Source organism: Nocardia crassostreae, from assembly GCF_001613405.1.
GTDB lineage: Bacteria > Actinomycetota > Actinomycetes > Mycobacteriales > Mycobacteriaceae > Nocardia > Nocardia crassostreae.
Genome location: NZ_BDCH01000028.1, coordinates 86,547 through 102,670, shown reverse-complemented (window position 1 = coordinate 102,670; position 16,124 = coordinate 86,547). Strand labels below are relative to the sequence as shown.

General features: G+C 68.5%; 11 protein-coding genes and 1 pseudogene. 3 read left to right on the top strand and 9 right to left on the bottom strand.

Annotation, left to right across the window (positions count from 1 at the left end; translation table 11 throughout):
* Positions 1 to 30: 30 nt before the first annotated feature.
* Both mycP and eccD read right to left on the bottom strand, forming a co-directional pair.
* Positions 31 to 1,440: a type VII secretion-associated serine protease mycosin gene (gene mycP / locus NC4_RS27305; protein WP_067543891.1), complete on the bottom strand. Its 1,410-nt coding sequence runs from the start codon at positions 1,438 to 1,440 to the stop codon at positions 31 to 33.
* A gap of 11 nt (positions 1,441 to 1,451) precedes the next feature.
* Positions 1,452 to 2,915, bottom strand: a complete 1,464-nt coding sequence (gene eccD / locus NC4_RS27300; RefSeq protein ID WP_067543890.1) for a type VII secretion integral membrane protein EccD — start codon at positions 2,913 to 2,915, stop codon at positions 1,452 to 1,454.
* A gap of 153 nt (positions 2,916 to 3,068) precedes the next feature.
* Between eccD and eccCa the strand changes: the two are divergent.
* Positions 3,069 to 7,093 (top strand): annotated as a pseudogene (gene eccCa, locus NC4_RS27295) (type VII secretion protein EccCa).
* Positions 7,094 to 7,114: 21 nt separating this feature from the next.
* Here eccCa and NC4_RS27290 read toward each other — a convergent pair.
* From NC4_RS27290 to eccB, 3 genes are all read right to left on the bottom strand, one after another.
* Positions 7,115 to 7,621 (bottom strand): RpnC/YadD family protein, encoded by a 507-nt coding sequence (locus tag NC4_RS27290; protein WP_067543889.1) that lies wholly within the window; start codon positions 7,619 to 7,621, stop codon positions 7,115 to 7,117.
* A 3-nt stretch (positions 7,622 to 7,624) separates the two neighbouring features.
* The gene (locus NC4_RS27285; protein ID WP_245721978.1) at positions 7,625 to 8,593 is read right to left on the bottom strand and encodes an Rpn family recombination-promoting nuclease/putative transposase; all 969 of its coding nucleotides are present in this window, start codon (positions 8,591 to 8,593) and stop codon (positions 7,625 to 7,627) included.
* A 91-nt stretch (positions 8,594 to 8,684) separates the two neighbouring features.
* The gene (gene eccB, locus NC4_RS27280) at positions 8,685 to 10,166 is read right to left on the bottom strand and encodes a type VII secretion protein EccB (protein ID WP_067543887.1); all 1,482 of its coding nucleotides are present in this window, start codon (positions 10,164 to 10,166) and stop codon (positions 8,685 to 8,687) included.
* Between the two features lie 111 nt (positions 10,167 to 10,277).
* Between eccB and eccE the strand changes: the two genes are divergently transcribed.
* The gene (gene eccE / locus NC4_RS44845) at positions 10,278 to 11,231 is read left to right on the top strand and encodes a type VII secretion protein EccE (protein ID WP_369690796.1); all 954 of its coding nucleotides are present in this window, start codon (positions 10,278 to 10,280) and stop codon (positions 11,229 to 11,231) included.
* Positions 11,232 to 11,920: 689 nt separating this feature from the next.
* On the opposite strand, the gene NC4_RS39415 is transcribed toward eccE, so the two are convergent.
* The 3 genes from NC4_RS39415 to NC4_RS27260 are packed head-to-tail and all read right to left on the bottom strand — an operon-like array spanning position 11,921 to position 14,648.
* Positions 11,921 to 12,481, bottom strand: a complete 561-nt coding sequence (locus tag NC4_RS39415) for an NADPH-dependent FMN reductase (RefSeq protein WP_084529833.1) — start codon at positions 12,479 to 12,481, stop codon at positions 11,921 to 11,923.
* Between the two features lie 42 nt (positions 12,482 to 12,523).
* Entirely contained in the window at positions 12,524 to 13,804 is a 1,281-nt protein-coding gene (locus NC4_RS27265; RefSeq protein WP_067543884.1) for an NAD-dependent epimerase/dehydratase family protein, read from the bottom strand.
* Between the two features lie 28 nt (positions 13,805 to 13,832).
* Positions 13,833 to 14,648, bottom strand: coding sequence for an S-methyl-5'-thioadenosine phosphorylase (locus tag NC4_RS27260; RefSeq protein WP_067543883.1), 816 nt, complete (start codon positions 14,646 to 14,648; stop codon positions 13,833 to 13,835).
* Positions 14,649 to 14,743: 95 nt separating this feature from the next.
* Between NC4_RS27260 and NC4_RS27255 the strand changes: the two genes are divergently transcribed.
* Entirely contained in the window at positions 14,744 to 15,073 is a 330-nt protein-coding gene (locus NC4_RS27255; RefSeq protein WP_281186437.1) for a metal-sensitive transcriptional regulator, read from the top strand.
* Between the two features lie 63 nt (positions 15,074 to 15,136).
* On the opposite strand, the gene NC4_RS27250 is transcribed toward NC4_RS27255, so the two are convergent.
* A complete protein-coding gene (locus NC4_RS27250; RefSeq protein WP_157555252.1) occupies positions 15,137 to 16,120 on the bottom strand; it encodes a nitrilase-related carbon-nitrogen hydrolase in 984 nt (327 codons plus the stop codon).
* Positions 16,121 to 16,124: the final 4 nt, after the last annotated feature.

Below are 16,124 nucleotides of genomic sequence, written 5' to 3'. Positions count from 1 at the left end.
GTGCGCTTGTGTTTTCCACGAATACCGCGGCTACATATCGTCGCGGACTCCGAAGTGGCGGCGGAGCGGGAACGAGGCGAGGAAGCCGAGGATCAGGAGCAGGCCGACGATTCCGGTGCCGATGAGCGCCGTACTGCGGGCGGTGTTGTCCGGGGGTGGCGGTGGGGTCGGGATGGGGAGTTGTTCGTCGACCATGGCGCTGGGCTGTTTGGGGGGAAGTTCGTTCGGGATCTGGGCGGTGAGGGCGGCTACGGGGTCGACGGAGCCGTAGCCGACGTAGGGGTTCCAGCCTTCACCGGGGGCGTGGGCGGTGGCTTGGATGCGGTTGACGACGGCGGCGGCGGGGAGGTCGGGAAAGCGGGAGCGGATGAGGGCGGCTATTCCCGAGACGTAGGGGGCGGCGAAGCTGGTGCCGCTGTAGCGGACCACCTGGCCTTGGTTGGTGATCTTGGCGGTGGTGAGGTCGGTATTGCGGGGGTCGAGGGAGATGATGTCCTCGCCGGGGGCGGCTACGCCTACCCAGGGGCCGGGGACGGTGAATTTCGAAGGCTGGCCGAAGGAGTCGATGGAGCCTACGGACAGGACGTAGGCGTCCCACCAAGCCGGGGCCACGTAGGAGCGGATGGTGCTCCAGAGGTCTTCGGTGGGGTGCAGGGGGTCCAGGCCGGGGTTGCTCGCCTTGCAGGTGTCGGTATTGCCCGCCGAGGTGACTATGACGGCGTCCTTTTCGACGGCCGCGTACTGGACCGCCGCACCCAGCGCACCCATCTCGCGGCTGTCGGGTTTGCTTGTGGGACAGGCGACCAGGGAGATATTGATGACGCGGGCTCCGGCATCGGCGGCGCGGCGGATGGCCGAGCCGAGGGCGGAGATCTTGCCGTAGCCGTCGGGCATATCGTCGGGGCCCTTGTCGCGGCCCGCACCCTCGGCCTGGTACATGGCTCTGGTCTGGCGGATGGTCATGATGCGCGCCTCGGGGGCGACGCCCGCGAAGCCCTGGCCGGATTCCTGGGTGGCGGCGATGAGGCCCGCGACGAGGGTGCCGTGGGCATCGCAGTCCTCGGTGCCGTCACCGCCGTTGGCGACATAGTCGCCGCCGGGGATGAGGCCGGGCAGGCGTGGGTGCGGCGCGACGCCGGTATCGATGACCGCCACCAACTGGCCTGCGCCCTTGGAGAATTGCCACGCATGCTCGAGATCCAGGGCGCGCTGGGTGGGCGGAATGGTCGAGCCGCCGCCACCGGACTGGGTGCTGATGCACGGCGAGTTCGCCGGATGCTCGGTGGGTCCGGGCGGGGCGGCGGGACCACCGGCGGGCAGGAGCGCGGGGTCGATGGCCGGGGGACGATCACCGTGGGCGACGCCCGCGCAGAGCCCCGAGGAGGCACTCAAGGCCAGCGCCGCAGCGGCGGCGACGGTTCGAAATCCCTTGGCGGACATCAGCGATCCGACTAGAGGCCGCGCACGAACGAGTACAGATCGGTCACCCAGAACACCAACGGCACCACGGCGGCCACGAAGGCGTATTCCAGGAGTTCGACCGCGCGCCGCATGGGCGGGGTCGCCTGCTGGCGCGGGACGATGATGCCCAGCACCAGCGCCGCCGCCAGCAGGAGCAGGGCCGCGCCGAAGACGACCAGGGGCTGATTCAGCCGGAAAGCCGCACCGCCCAACAGGATCAACAGCACGGCCGCGCCGCCCGCGATGAGCACGACGGCCTGTTCCGCGCCCGCATAGGTGCGGCTGCGGAACATCAGCACCACCGCGCACACCAGCGCGAGCGCGAGGCCCGGTCGGTACACGCCGTCGACATCCGGATTCCACACGCTCGCAACGGCTCCCGCGACAACCACCGCGGTGGTCGCGGCCACCAGCCCGGCCAGATACTTGCGGGCGCGCTCGGACTTGGTGCGCAGCACCTCGAGCGTCGGCAGCGCCCGATGATCGTCGGGATCGTCCTCGGTAGGGTCTATGGGCGTGCCGGGCGCAGGCACCGGCGGCAGCGGCAGCTTGGCCAGCAGCATGGAAAACCTTGGCGCGAAAGACAATCCGGCCAGACCGAGCGCGGCCGCACCCGCGCCGATGGCCTTCACCGGAACATGGGTGAGCAGTCCGATCAAGGCGGCGGGCACGGCGTACACCGCGAGCGTGGTCACGCCGATGAACAGTCCCGGCCCCACCCCGCTCACCCGCCAGGCCAGCATCGCGATGGCCCCGAGCAACACCGCGCCGAGCAGCGCATTGGCCCAGCCGTAGTGATCCGGCACGAACAGCATCCCGGCCGTGAACGCCACCGGCAGTGCGCATCCGCCCAGCACCAGGGCGCTGGCGGCATCCCCGTACATGCGGCCGAGCACCATGCTCGCCACCACCAGCAGCACGCTCACCAGCAGCGCCACCGTCCCGCTCACCCAGCCGGGCACGGCATCGGGCGCGGCGAGCAGTCCGAGGCAGCCGACCAGCATGGTCAGCACGGCCAGCACCGATCCGGTCAGCCGCGCTGTTCGCGGCGTCCGCCCCCGGAAATGATCGGCGTCGGCAATGGCGACGTTGTACATGATGTCGTCGAACAGCGGCGTCGGCGCGGTGTGCCCGGCGCTTTCCAGCATGAGCAGTTCACCGTCGCGCACATCCTGTTCGGCGAGGCTGAGCGAATTGGAGAACGGCGGCTGGCCGACCCGGGCCAGCACCCATTCGTGCGGTTCGAACTGTTCGCCGTCATGGTCGAAGTCATTGGCCCGGCTGTGCTGGGCGACCATATCGACCACGCCGGGAATGACGAGGGCGACCGGGACATCGACCGGAATGGCCATATCGACCTGGGTATGCTTGGCCAGAATGGTGACCCGCGCGAGATCCGGCGCGCGGACCAGGCCGCGTGCATCGTCGATATGATCCGTTCGCGCGTGCGTCACGCTGCCCCCAAATTCGATCGACCTCTTGTTTCCGGTAGCAGCGCGCGTATCGCAGCGCCGTGAAGTGCACAAATGCTGACCGCACTCTACGGCATCCGTCCCGCTATCCGTAGACTCAGTCCCGCAGTCCAGCCATTCGATGGGGGATTAAGCGTGAGTACCGTACGGTTCCAGCGTCGCCCGCGCCGGGAGATTCCACGCTCACCGGGCGGTGAGGTGACGCTCCAGCCGCCGCCGGAGATTCCTCGCAACATTCCAGCGAACCTCTTCACCAAGCTCATGCCGGTGGTGATGGTGGTCGGCATGCTGGGCATGGTCGCGCTGCTGTTCACCTCCGGCAGCGCCATCGCGTCCAATCCGATGAGCCTGATGTTCCCCATGATGATGGTCTTCTCCATGGTCGGCATGTACGCCGGACAGGGCGGCAAGGGCCAGAAGTCGGCCGAGGCCAATGAGGACCGCAAGGACTATCTGCGCTATCTCGACCAGGTCCGCCGGGATGTCGAGGAGACCGCGGAACAGCAGCACGCCGCCATCGAATGGAGTCATCCGGAGCCGGGGCTGATCTGGATGCTAGCGGGCATCACCCGCATGTAGGAGCGCCGCCCCGGCGACAAGGACTTCTGCCACGCCTGCATCGGCCTGGGCAGTCAGCGGCTGGCGACCCGGCTCGTCGCGCCGGAGACCGGACCGGTGGAGGAGCTCGAACCGATCGCCGCGGTCTCGCTGCGCCGCTTCGTGCGCACCCATTCGACGGTCCCCGATCTGCCCACCGCCATTGCGGTGAAGGGTTTCGCCAGCATGCAGCTCTCCGGCGATCGGGCGCAGGCGCGGGAGATGACGCGCGCCATGCTGTTGCAGCTGGCCATGTTCCAGGGGCCGGATCAGGTGCTCGTCGCGGTGGTGTGCGGGCCCGATACCGCCGGGGAGTGGGAGTGGGCGAAATGGCTGCCGCACACCCAGCATCCGGAATCCCAGGACGGCGTCGGCACCGAGCGCATGGTGTACGGATCCATGCGCGAGGCGCAGGCGGGGCTGGCGCCCTTGCTGCACAACCGGGTTCGGTATTCGCGCAATCAGCCGCCGAATCCGAATCTGGTGCAGATCGTGCTGGTGGTGGACGGCGGGCTGCTGGAGGCCGAGGAAGATCCGTTGCGGGAGACCGGATTCGAGCGCGTCACCGTCGTCGACCTGTGCGGGTACGCGCCGCGGCTGGCGGCCTCGCGCGGGATTCAGATGCTGGTGGAGAACGGGGAATGCGCGGGGCGCGGAGCCACCGGGGCGATGGAGCGATTCGCCGCCATCGACCGGATCAGCGCCAAGGAGGCCGAGCAGGCGGCGCGGCGGCTCGCGCCCTATCGGGCCGCCACGCAGCGGGCGAGCGAGTCCACCGGTGACGAGGGCGAAGTCATTTCGACCTGGTCGCAGTTGCTGGGCCTCGGCGATATCGGCACGTTCAATCCGGGGAACGCGTGGCGGCCGCGCTACGGGCGGGAGCGGCTGCGGGTGCCGTTCGGGGTCGGCGCGGACGGGCTGCCGGTCATCCTCGATATCAAGGAGGCCGCCGAGGGCGGTATGGGCCCACACGGGCTGTGCATCGGAGTGACCGGCTCGGGCAAGTCGGAATTCCTTCGGACGCTGGTGCTTTCGCTCATCACCACGCATTCCCCGGATCAGCTGAATTTCGTGCTCGTCGACTTCAAGGGCGGTGCGACCTTCCTCGGGCTGGAAGGAGTCGCGCATGTCGCGGCCATCATCACCAATCTGGAAGAGGAGGCCGATCTCGTCGAGCGCATGCGTGACGCCCTCGCCGGTGAGATGAATCGGCGGCAGGAAGTGCTGCGCGCCGCGGGCAATTTCGCGAACGTCTCCGAATACGAGAAGGCGCGCGCGGCCGGGGCGGATCTGGATCCGCTGCCCGCGCTGTTCGTGGTGCTCGACGAGTTCTCCGAATTGCTCTCGCAGCACCCGGATTTCGCGGAGCTGTTCACCATGATCGGACGGCTGGGACGCTCGCTGCACGTGCATCTGCTGTTGGCCTCGCAGCGCCTCGAAGAAGGCAGGCTCAAGGGGCTCGAAAGTCATCTGTCCTACCGCATCGGGCTGAAGACCTTCTCCGCCAATGAATCTCGTCAGGTGCTCGGTGTTCCGGACGCCTACAACCTGCCGAACAACCCCGGCGGCGGCTACCTCAAATCCGATTCCGGCGAGATCGTCCGATTCCAGGCCGCCTATGTGTCCGGCCCGTACGAGGGCGGCGGATCCCAGACCGATGTCGGCGAGGACGGGCACTCCGGCGATATCGATGTGACGGCGCGGCCGTTCACCGCCACCCACGTGGATTTCCGTGCCGCCGACCGCATTCCGCTGCCCCTGCGGCGGGAACCGGAGCAGTCCCGGCCCGATGCCGAGCTGGTCTCCAACCTGCAGATGCTGGTCTCGCGCGTGCGCGGGCACGGCCGCCCCGCGCACGAGATCTGGCTGCCGCCGCTGGACGAACCGGCCACCCTCGATCAGCTGCTGCCGCGCTCGATCCTGACCGGTGAATGGAATCCGGTCGCCACGCTGCGCGCGCCCATCGGCATTGTGGACCGCCCCTACGATCAGCGCCGCGATCCCCTGGTGGTGGACCTGTCCGGCTCCCGCGGCAATGTCGCCGTGGTCGGCGGCCCGCAATCCGGTAAGTCCACCGCCTTGCGTGACCTGGTCATGGCCATGTCGCTCGCGCACACCGCCGAACAGGTGCAGTTCTACTGTCTCGGCTTCGGCGGCGGCACGCTGCTCGGCCTGGAGGGGCTGCCGCATGTCGGCTCGGTCGCCAGTCGCATGGACGAGGACCGGGTGCGGCGCACGGTCGCCGAAATGGTCACCCTGGTCCGGCAGCGCGAAGCCCGGTTCCGGCAACTCGGCATCGAATCCATGGCGGAATTCCGGCGGCTGCGCTCCCTGGAACCGAATGCCAGCACCGCCGCCACCGGCGCGCACGCGGACCCGTTCGGCGACGCCTTCCTGGTGATCGACGGCTACGGCACGTTCCGCCAGGAATTCGACGCCCTCGAGCAAACCGTCATGAACCTTGCAGTACAGGGTCTTTCGTACGGCGTGCATGTCGTGATCTCACTCGCCCGCTGGCCCGAGGCCCGCCCCGCCCTCAAGGATCAGATCGGCACCCGCATCGAACTGCGCCTGGGCGACCCCATGGACTCCGACCTCGGCCGCCGGTTCGCCGCCCTGGTGCCCATGGGCCGCCCCGGCCGCGGTATGACACCCGACCTGCTGCACATGCTCACCGCCCTGCCGCGCATCGACGCCGATCCCGACCCGGCCACCCTGGGTCCCGCTGTGGCGCAAGCGGTCTCGGCCATTGCCGAGGCCACGCCCGGCCGTCCCGCCCCGCATGTGCGCATGCTCCCCGAACGCCTTCCCCGCGAGGAGCTGCTGCGCCTCGCCGACGACTGGCCCACCCGCGTCGACCGCTCGGCACCGACCCTGCGCTTCCCCCTCGGCATCAACGAGGCCGAGCTGGCGCCGGTCTACCTGGATTTCAATGCCAGCCCCCACCTCGTGGTCATCGGCGATTCCGAATCCGGCAAGACGACCCTGCTCCGCTCCCTCGTCGACTCGATCTGCGAATCGAACACCCCCGACCAGGCGCGCATCATCATGGGCGACTACCGCCGCACCCTGCTCGGCTCGGTCCCCCAGGGCTACCTCGCCGGTTACGGCTCCACCGCCCCCCAATTCACCCAGAACATGGCCGATCTCGCCGCCTACGTAACCCAGCGCATGCCCGGCCCCGACGTCACCCCCAGCAACTCCGCGACCGCTCCTGGTGGCGCGGCCCCGAAATCTACGTCCTCGTGGACGACTACGACCTGGTCGCCACCGCCAGCGGCAACCCCCTGCACGCCCTGGTCGACCACCTGGCCCACGCCCGAGACCTCGGCTTCCACCTGATCATCGCCCGTCGCTCCGGCGGCGCGGGCCGCGCCCTCTACGAAGCCACCATGAACCGCCTCAAGGAACTCAACTCCGCCGCCCTCATTCTGAGCTGCAACAAAGACGAGGGCATCCTCTTCGGCCACACCAAACCCGCGCTCATGCTTCCCGGCCGCGGCACCTACGCCACCCGCTCCGGCGACGAACTCATCCAACTCGGCTGGCTCCCACCCGCCTGACGACACCAAACAGGCCGCGCCTCACCAATCATCCGCGTAGAGCTGGGGGCGAAAGATTTCGTCCACGCTGTCGGCGGTCTTCATCAAGTCGGTCCAGACCTGTAACTGCGGCATATCGGCAGCGCCGAGCTTCTCGGCGACCCAAATCGGCAAACTCCCGAATTTCGATACCATCTGCGCGTAGAGCTGGATGTGGGCATGCCCTCGGGTTTCCTGTCTGCTGCGTGCTGCGGCGCGGCGCCGTTCCGCCGGTATCCGCTCCTCGAGGATGACGTCCTCGAGAATTTCCGCAGTAGTAGCTGCGCGGATAATCCATTCCCTCCACTGCGTTTCGTCCGCAGTGTGAATCATGGTGGTGACCTCGGTTGGCACGGGCCCGAATTTCAGCGCCAGTATCCCGAGCAAGGCCTTGGCGCGCCCTCGGGCTTCACCTCGGGCTTCACCTTCGGCGCGAAGCTGTTCCGCGGTTGTCATGGTGACCTCCTCGGCGCGTGGATTCGCCGCCGACCCAGGATGCCGCTGATCCATGATCTACTCCACGAAGACCTCGTCGACGCTTTCCGCCTCTAGTGCCCGGGTAGTCCATTCCTCCAACTGCGCTACGCTCGCAGCGTGAATTGTGGTGGCGATACCGGTTGGCACGGGCCCGAATCTCGCCGCCAGTATCGCGAGCAGGGACTTGGCGAGCCCGCGGGCTTCACCTTCAGCGCGAAGTTGTTCTGCGGTTGTCATGATGACCTCCTTCGCATCGGGGCCGAGCTGGTCGAGGAGCGGTTTCAGGTCCGCGGGCGGGGTTTCCCCGACTTTCATTATGTACGTCGCGACGCACTCCAGCGTGTCGATCCCACCGGGCGCGGATATCGGGGTGTTGAGATCCTCCACCACCGGTAACAGGTCCATGCCCAGGTGCTTGTTCTTGGCCGCGACCTTCAGAATCACCAACAGCACTCGGCTCGCGGGCGTCAAGTCTCGTCCGCACAGTGCGGAGACCACGTGCACGGTGAGATCGTCGAGCAGGAACCGGAAGCGGGGCAACAAGTCACCGAGGGCTTCACGGGTGACGGGATCGACATCGATCAGATCTGCCAGCTCAGTTGGTTTGCTCCAGCTGCGGCCATCGGGGCTCGCGTGCACCACCAACGGAATCACCGCTGGCAGACGCTCCACGGACGAATGGTCCTGGATGTATTCGGTCCAGATGCCGACCATGTATTCCAGCATCCGCATCGGCATCAGCGGGTCCGGGCGACTCTGGTGTTCGATCAGCACGTAGACGAACGCGTCGCGGCCGTGCAGGCGGGTGCGGAACAGGAGATCGCTGACCCGCGACTGCAGGTGCTGGGAGACATAGGTGCACGGCCGCAACTCCAGCATGTCCCAATCGATGTGCTGCGCCAGTGTGTTCGGCAGTGCTGCCCGTATCTCGCTGGCGGCGTCGGGAGCATGGGACAGCATCTTCCGGAAGAACGCATCGTGTGGATTCGACGGCGACTGAGCCATGGTCACGGAAGCTACTTGCCAAAGGGTTGCGACACACAGAATTCCGGCGACCGATATCCGACACGCGGGTTCTGGTCGTGACACCGGCCGATCAGTTCTGCGGTTTTACAGGCTCTTTGGCTGGATTCGGGTCGGGGGCTACGCCGTCGTGGGCGACCATGGCGGCCTCTCGGCTCAAAGTGGGGCCGGGGGCCAGAAGGGCGATGATGGGCCAGGGGGCGGGTTCGGGGCGTACCGATTCGGGGTCCATGCCCAATGCTTTGGCGGATTCGAGGTTTTCGATGCCGTAGCGGACGCCGAAATCGGAAATGTAGAAGAGGGTGTCGCGGCGTTGGCTGTCGGGTTCCAGGCCGGTGGTTTGGATGTAGTAGCCGGTGCCGGGTTGGGTGTAGAACGAGTCGAGGTTGGGGCCGGTGCCGTCGGATTGGGCGAGGGGGACGAGTTTGGCGCGGTCGGGGATGGGGACGGCGTGGCCGGTGAGGATGGTCAGGTCAGCGTGGCGGCTGCCGTCGGAGTTGTCGGCGGCGGTGACCGGTTTCCAGGACATGCAGTCCACCGGGTGGTCTTTGCGGTCTACGAGTTCTGGTGCGCTGTGGGGGTATTCGGAGATCTGGAGGGCGGCGGAGACGGGGGCGGCGGTGCGGTCGGCCTGAGTGATGCGGTCGTCGGCAGCGGTGGAGCGGTAGGCATTGCGGATGATGTCGGCGGTCAGGGGGGAGACCGGTTGCAGGCCGTCGGCGAGGACGACGTAGTACTTGTCGTCGTCGGTGCGGACCTGGACCACATCGCCGATGCGGTGGTCGCCGAGCGAATACCTCGGGGCCGCACCGGCATCGGCGATGGGCGGGGCCACCAGGGGCAGGACTTCGGGGATGGCGTTGAGCAGGCCCTCGCTGATGAGGCGGGGGGTGCGGCCGCGCAGATCGAGGGCGTCCACGACCGCGCGATCGTTCAGATCGATGCGGGCGCGCTGGTTGTCGTAGACGAGGTAGGCATGGTCGCGGCCCTGGACGAGCAGCGCCTTACCGGAGCCGAGCGGAGATGCCTTGTCGCCCAAGGCCGGATCACCGGCCAGCACGGAGGTGGTGATGGAGCGGCTGCCGTCATTGGCCAGCGCGTCGCACACGGTCCAGGTGTGCCCGGCGCTCGCGGCGTCGAAGTTCAGCGAGGCGGGGGCGCCGGGAATGCCGATGAGCTGACCGCGCGGCTTCTTGGCCAGCTCGGATTCCTTGACCGTCGCGGGTTTGGCGGCCTCCCCGGCCGCCAGTCGCGCCGAGGCCAGGTTCAGCGCCGGGTGCACCACATTGTCGATGACCACGTAGACCGCACCGGTGTCCTTGCCGATGAGGATCTGATTGGAGCCGATCTTGTCCTGCGGACGCAGGAGAGCTAACACTCCGCAACCAGCCAGGGCGACCACCGCGAGAACAATGCCGACCGCATAGGCCCGCGATTGCGACCGCATCGGGTCGTGCAGCACTCGCACGTCCCTACGCACCAGGGCGTGTTCCATGCGGCGGACCAGGAAGCGGTAACCGCTCACCTGCCAACGCGTCGTCGGTTTTGAAGGCATGAAAACTCCCCCGACCAGTGATTGCGTTCGCCGAACACAGTACAGTTCCCGGGGATCTTCATTCGCACTCGGCCGCGGACCAGGGGCCGATCCGAGACGTTGGAGACGAGGATGACCGAATCCAGGAGGGCGCGATTCCGCCCGTCGCCGACACACGTGACGCTGGCGAATCTCCTGGTCGCCCAACTGACCGGCGTGGTCGCCATACTGGTCGCTCTGGTCTGCGGATTGCCCTTCTGGCCAGCATTAGGGTTGGCGCTAGTAGTCGGATTGATCCTTTTGATCCCATTCGGCAAACGTTCGGTTGCCTCCTGGATCGGCACTCGCTGCCGCTTCCGCCCCACCCGCGCCCGCCCACCCGCCGATCTCATCGACTTCCGCGCGGGCGACGGCCGCTCGCTCGGCCTCTACCGCGACGGCAGCCGCGTGGTCGCCGTGGTCGAGGTGCTGCCCCCGAAAGGCGGCCTCACCCGCCTGGGCCGCGCCACCGTGGCGGCCTCCCACCTGCTGCCCCTGGCCGAACTCGCGAAACGCCTGCGGCAGCGCGACATCCTGCTCGACGGCATCGATATCGTCTCGCACGGATTCCGCAGCCGCTCCGGCACGCCCGCGGGCGCCATCTACGAATCCCTGCTCGGCCCGCTCCCCGCGACCGCGCACCGCACCGTCTGGCTGGCCATCGCCTACGACCCGCTGCGCTGCCCGGACGCCGCGGCCCGCCGCGGCGGCGGCCTGGACGGCGCCTGCCGCACGGTCACCATCGCCACCCAGCGCATCGTCCGGACCCTCGAGGACGGCGGCTGCGCGGCGCGCATCCTCACCGCCCCCGAGATCACCCAGGCCGCACTGCAGATCACCGCGGGCGTGGACCCGGCCGCCGTGACCCAGCGCTGGCGCTACGCCGAGCTCGGCAACAGCGTGAACATCGGGGCCGCGGTGGATCCGCGCGAGATCGACTCCGAACGGCTGGCCGGGCTGTGGGTCCCGCCCTCGCGCGGCACCACGGTGACGGTGCGCCTGCGCCCCGGCACGACCGCCGAGACCGTGCGCATCGGCGCGGCCTGACGGCTCACCGCGCGAGAGCTGCCGGAGGAACCGGTGCAGCGGCACATGATCTCGATGAACGGCCGCCACCGTGAGGGCCTGCTCGCCCAGCTGCCGATGGCGGTCCCCGGCCTGGACGCCACCGTGCCCACCATCGAACGCGAGATCGAGGCCGTCGACGCCGTGCAACTGGCCTCGGCGGGTTGCGGGCAGCTGCTCGGCTCCGACGACGAGGGCAATGGCGTCGCCATCCGCGTTGTCGGCCAGGGTGTTTCGAGCGTGTACGTGGCCGGTGAGATGTATCTGGCCCAGCAGCTGGTGTTCCGCGCGCTGGCGGTCGGCGAGCGCATCCTGATCCGGACCGACCGACCCGAATCGTGGGCGCATCTGCTCACCACCATAGGCAGTCCGGAGCGGCTGGCCCTGGCCACCGAAACCCACCAGGCCGATGCCGGATTCACCGCGACGGTCGTGGACGGCGTGCTCGTCCCCGCCCCGCACGCCGGTATCACCACCGTGTACCTCGCCGGGCATCCGCTGGGCTGGCCCACCGCCCGCCCGGATCTGTCCATTACCCAGCCCGATGCGGTGGGCAATCGGATCATCGTGCGCACCGGAACCACGGAGGTGGAATTGAACCTGGTCTCCATTCCCCGCGAGACCACCTATATCGGCCGCCCCCCGGACCGCACCGGCCTTCGCGATGTAGGTCAGCCCGGATACGGATCGGCCGCGCGCGCGTCCCGCAATGCGCTTCCCCACCAAGCGAGTTGGCGCAGCAGCCGCTCGGACGCGTCGACGGCGGCGCCGTCCCGAGTCTCCCCCGCGGCATCGAATTTCCGCTTGGCCTCGGCGAAGCTGACGGACTCGCGAATGGAGACCATGTGAATCTCCGCGACCACCTGCCGCAATTGCTCGACCGCGCGCAGCCCGCCGGACAATCCGCCGTAGCTCACGAATCCGATGGGCTTGGCCCGCCATTCGCGTTTCGCGGTGTCCAGGGCGGTCTTCAGCGAGGCCGGATATCCGTGGTTGTATTCCGATGTCACCGCCACGAAAGCATCGGCGGAGGCGATCCTTTCGCAATAGGCCCGCGTCTGCGGCGTCTCGGTCAGATCCACCGGCAGCGGCGTCTCGAGCAAATCGATGACGCCCACCGCGAAACGCGCATCGGCGCGCGCGGCCCGCAGAAACCAGTCCGCCACCACGGGCGCGAACCGTCCGGGCCGGGTGCTGGCCACAATGACTTCGAGCCGCAATGGATTCTCCATGGCGCGAGCCTAGATCCCGCCGCCGCGGATTCCGCACAGCGGCTAGCGCCGGGCCCCGCCGGTCGCGTAGTCCGGCAGCCCCCGGGCGGGCGCGGTCCGCGCGGTGAAGTCGAGCGCGTGCCGGGCGCGTTCCGGATTGGCCACCACATGACGGATATCGGTGATCCGGTAGTGCCCGGTCACAATGGGCGCCGGACCATTGAGCGCCTTCGCCATCATGGACGCCACCTCCCACAGCGTGAGCGGCCGTCCCGAGGCGATATTCAGCGGTACGAATCCGGCGGGCCCGCGCTCCACCGCCGCGACCGTCGCGGCGGCGGCATCGCGCACGTGCACGAAATCCCGTACCTGCCCGCCGTCCTCGAAGATCCGCGGCGCCCGCCCCGCCAGCAGTTCCGCCCGGAACCGGGCGACCACACCGGATTCCGCGGTGCGCATGGGCGGACTGTCCGCGACCGAATCGCCGTACACGTGGTGATACCGCAGCACCGTGGCCGCCGATCCGGTGCTCGCCGACCAGGCCAGCGCATAATGCTCCTGCGCGACTTTGCTTGCCGCATAAGCGCTCCGCGGCCGCAGCGGGGCGTCCTCGCCAAGCGGCTCCCAGGTCAGCACGTCCCCGGTGCGGGGTGCGCGGTGATCGAACATGCCCCGATCCAGATCGGTGCGCCGCCGCAGTCCCGGGAAGAAGGGCCCGCCGCGCACCGTGCGATACCGCCCCTCCCCGTACACCGCCACCGAGGAGGCCAGTACCAGCCGCCGCACCCCGGCGCGTTCCATGGCGGCCAGCAGGACCGCCGTCCCGGCGTCATTGTGCGAGGCGTAGACCGCCGCCCGCTGCATCCCCACCGGACCGGGCCGTTGCGGGCCCGCCTCCGGTTGCGCGGCGACCGGTCCCCGGACGCACGGCCCGGCGCCGGGTGCGCCGGATACTCGGCCGGACTGCCCGTCGCCCTCGAGATCGGGCGCATCCCGCAGGGCGGGCCCCACCACGGGGCGGGCGCCCGGTCGGCGACCGGACATGGGCTCCGGTCGGACCGGGCCTTCCGGAACATTCGCCAAGGGCACGGCGGCCGCGAGATGGCAGACCACGTCGATCCCGTCCAGGAGCGGCTCCACCTGCTCCGGATGGCGGATATCGACCCGGGAGATCCCCTCGGGCGCAACCGCGTTCGCGCCGTGCACGGCATCGAGCATGGCATCCACGGCCACCACGTCGTGCCCGGCGGCGAGCAGGGCGCGATGCACGTGCGAGCCGATGTAACCCGCGGCGCCGGTCAGCAATACGCGCGACCGGTCGGCTCGATATTCGCCTCCGCTCATCTCTCCAGCCTAGGCGAACCGGATGGCCCTACGGCAGCTCGAAGGGCAGCTTCACACCCGTTCCGGCGTGCACGCGGCACTTGTCGCAGGTGTCGTCGCCGTCGACGGCGGCAACCGCCCGGCGCACCAGGGCCTTGAACGGCACCAGATTTCGCTCGAACTCGGCGAAAACATCGGCGGCGCTGACGCCTTCAGCGGATTCCAGTCCAGCATCCAGGTCGGTGACCAGAGCGATTGCGGAATAGCACATTTCGAGTTCACGGGCGAGTACCGCCTCCGGATGCCCGGTCATATTGACCAGCTCCCAGCCCTGCCCGGCGAACCAGCGGCTCTCGGCGCGGGTGGAGAAGCGCGGACCCTGCACCACGACCATGGTGCCGTAGTCCTTCACCGGCAGCTCGGCCCCGGCGGAGGCGATTGCGGCGGCGCGCAATTCACCGCAGTACGGATCGGCGAAGGAGACGTGCACGCCGCCCGCGTCGAAGAAGGTCTGGTCCCGCCCGGAGGTGCGATCCACCAGCTGATCCGGCACGGCGACGGTACCCGGCCCCCAGTCGGCGCGCAGGCTGCCCACCGCGCAGGGCCCGAGGATGCGGCGCACGCCCAGCGACCGCAGCGCCCACATATTGGCGCGATAGGGCACGGTGTGCGGCGAGTACTCGTGCTTGCGGCCGTGCCGCGGCAGGAAGGCGACCGAGCGCCCCTCGACCTCGCCGATGGTGATGGGGTCCGACGGCGCGCCGAACGGAGTTTCCAGCTCCACGGTGGTCGCGTCGTCGCCGAAGAAGTCGTAGAACCCGCTGCCGCCGATAATGGCCAGCGTGGCCCGTGGATCCGCACTCATGGCGCTGATTCTTGCGCATCCGGGCATGAGTGGTACGACCAGGGCGAACCTTGTACCCTAGGGGGGTATTAATGTCCGGGAGTGAGGAATCGTCGGTGACCAACGAGCAGACCACAGCCGAGCAGCCCTGCCATGACCACTCGACGCACGGCTACATCACGGCGAAAGACGACTACCTCAAGCGGCTGCGCCGCATCGAGGGTCAGGCCCGCGGCCTGCAGCGCATGGTCGAAGAGGAAAAGTACTGCATCGACATCCTCACCCAGGTCTCGGCCATGACCAAGGCCCTGCAGGCCGTCGCCATGGGCCTGCTCGAGGATCACATCAGCCACTGCGTGGTCGACGCGGCCGTGGCGGGCGGCCCGGAGGCCGAGGCCAAGATCAAGGAAGCCACCGACGCCATCGCGCGCCTGGTGCGCACCTGATCCGATCCGACCGGCACTCGGCGCCGAGCACGACCGTGCCCGGCGCCGAGCCCCTGCCCGGGTTCAACAGGCGGCCATACCCGCCGGATAGTCCGCGACCATGGGCATGACCCAGGAGTCACCCAGCCGCCGGGTGGTGCCGGTGCGCGCGGCATTCCGCCGCCCGGGCGCCCGGCCCTGCCGATGCCGGCGGCCACCGGCCATATCGTGCCCGTGGCCGCCCGCCTCATCGACTTCGAGATCCGCGTAGAGAATGCCCTCCGCGCCCTCGGCGAGCGGTGTCACCACCTCGGTGCCGTCCGAGTTGTAGATGCGGGCGCGCCCGGTGCGCCGCGGCGGCCGTAGGAATCCGCCGGTGCCGTCCAGTGCGGCGGCTTCCCCAACCACCGCACAGGGCGCGAGCACGAAGGCGTGCGATTCCAGGGCATACATGCGGCTGACGGTCGCGCCCGAATCGGGCCCGGTCGGCGCGAGACCGCTCGGGGCTCCGGCCCAGGCGGCGACATGGATCTGTTCCTCGTCCGCGCGCAGGGCGCGGGTCAGCAAGGGTCGTTGATTCTCCTGTCCGGCGAGCGCGCCCAGCCGCCCCAGCGAACCGTGATGCACGGTAGGCAGATTCGGGGTACCGGAGGCGAACACCTTGCGTTCCACACTGTTGAGCCCGGCCTTGCGCCGGACCGATTGCACCTGACCGAATTCGTCGATGACGGCCTGCGCCATATAGATTCGGCGATCCTGTCGCTCACCGAATCCCAGCACCACCTGGATGCCGTTGCGACCGGCCGCATCCGAGACGGCGCGCATTTCCACGCCATCGCACGTCATCGAATTCTCGCGACAGCGAGTCGAATACTCGACATTCCATTGATTCGATTCCACCCATCGCCACCACGGATAACCTGGTAAGAAGGTCTCCGGGAATGCGACCAGGTGGGCGCCGCCCGTCGCGGCGGCGCCGATCAGTTCGACTACTTGTTCGATGCCATCCGACAACCGTAACCATTTCGGCTCGGCTTGCACGGCGGCGACCCGGACCGTATTACTCATCCTG

What these genes read in the sequence shown, in the direction of transcription:
- mycP (WP_067543891.1), bottom strand. Translation starts at nt 1,440, where the DNA reads ATGTCCGCCAAGGGATTTCGAACCGTCGCCGCCGCTGCGGCGCTGGCC.
- NC4_RS27290 (WP_067543889.1), bottom strand. Translation starts at nt 7,621, where the DNA reads ATGGATCAGCGGCATCCTGGGTCGGCGGCGAATCCACGCGCCGAGGAG.
- NC4_RS27285 (WP_245721978.1), bottom strand. Translation starts at nt 8,593, where the DNA reads ATGGCTCAGTCGCCGTCGAATCCACACGATGCGTTCTTCCGGAAGATG.
- eccB (WP_067543887.1), bottom strand. Translation starts at nt 10,166, where the DNA reads ATGCCTTCAAAACCGACGACGCGTTGGCAGGTGAGCGGTTACCGCTTC.
- eccE (WP_369690796.1), top strand. Translation starts at nt 10,278, where the DNA reads ATGACCGAATCCAGGAGGGCGCGATTCCGCCCGTCGCCGACACACGTG.
- NC4_RS39415 (WP_084529833.1), bottom strand. Translation starts at nt 12,481, where the DNA reads ATGGAGAATCCATTGCGGCTCGAAGTCATTGTGGCCAGCACCCGGCCC.
- NC4_RS27265 (WP_067543884.1), bottom strand. Translation starts at nt 13,804, where the DNA reads ATGAGCGGAGGCGAATATCGAGCCGACCGGTCGCGCGTATTGCTGACC.
- NC4_RS27260 (WP_067543883.1), bottom strand. Translation starts at nt 14,648, where the DNA reads ATGAGTGCGGATCCACGGGCCACGCTGGCCATTATCGGCGGCAGCGGG.
- NC4_RS27250 (WP_157555252.1), bottom strand. Translation starts at nt 16,120, where the DNA reads ATGAGTAATACGGTCCGGGTCGCCGCCGTGCAAGCCGAGCCGAAATGG.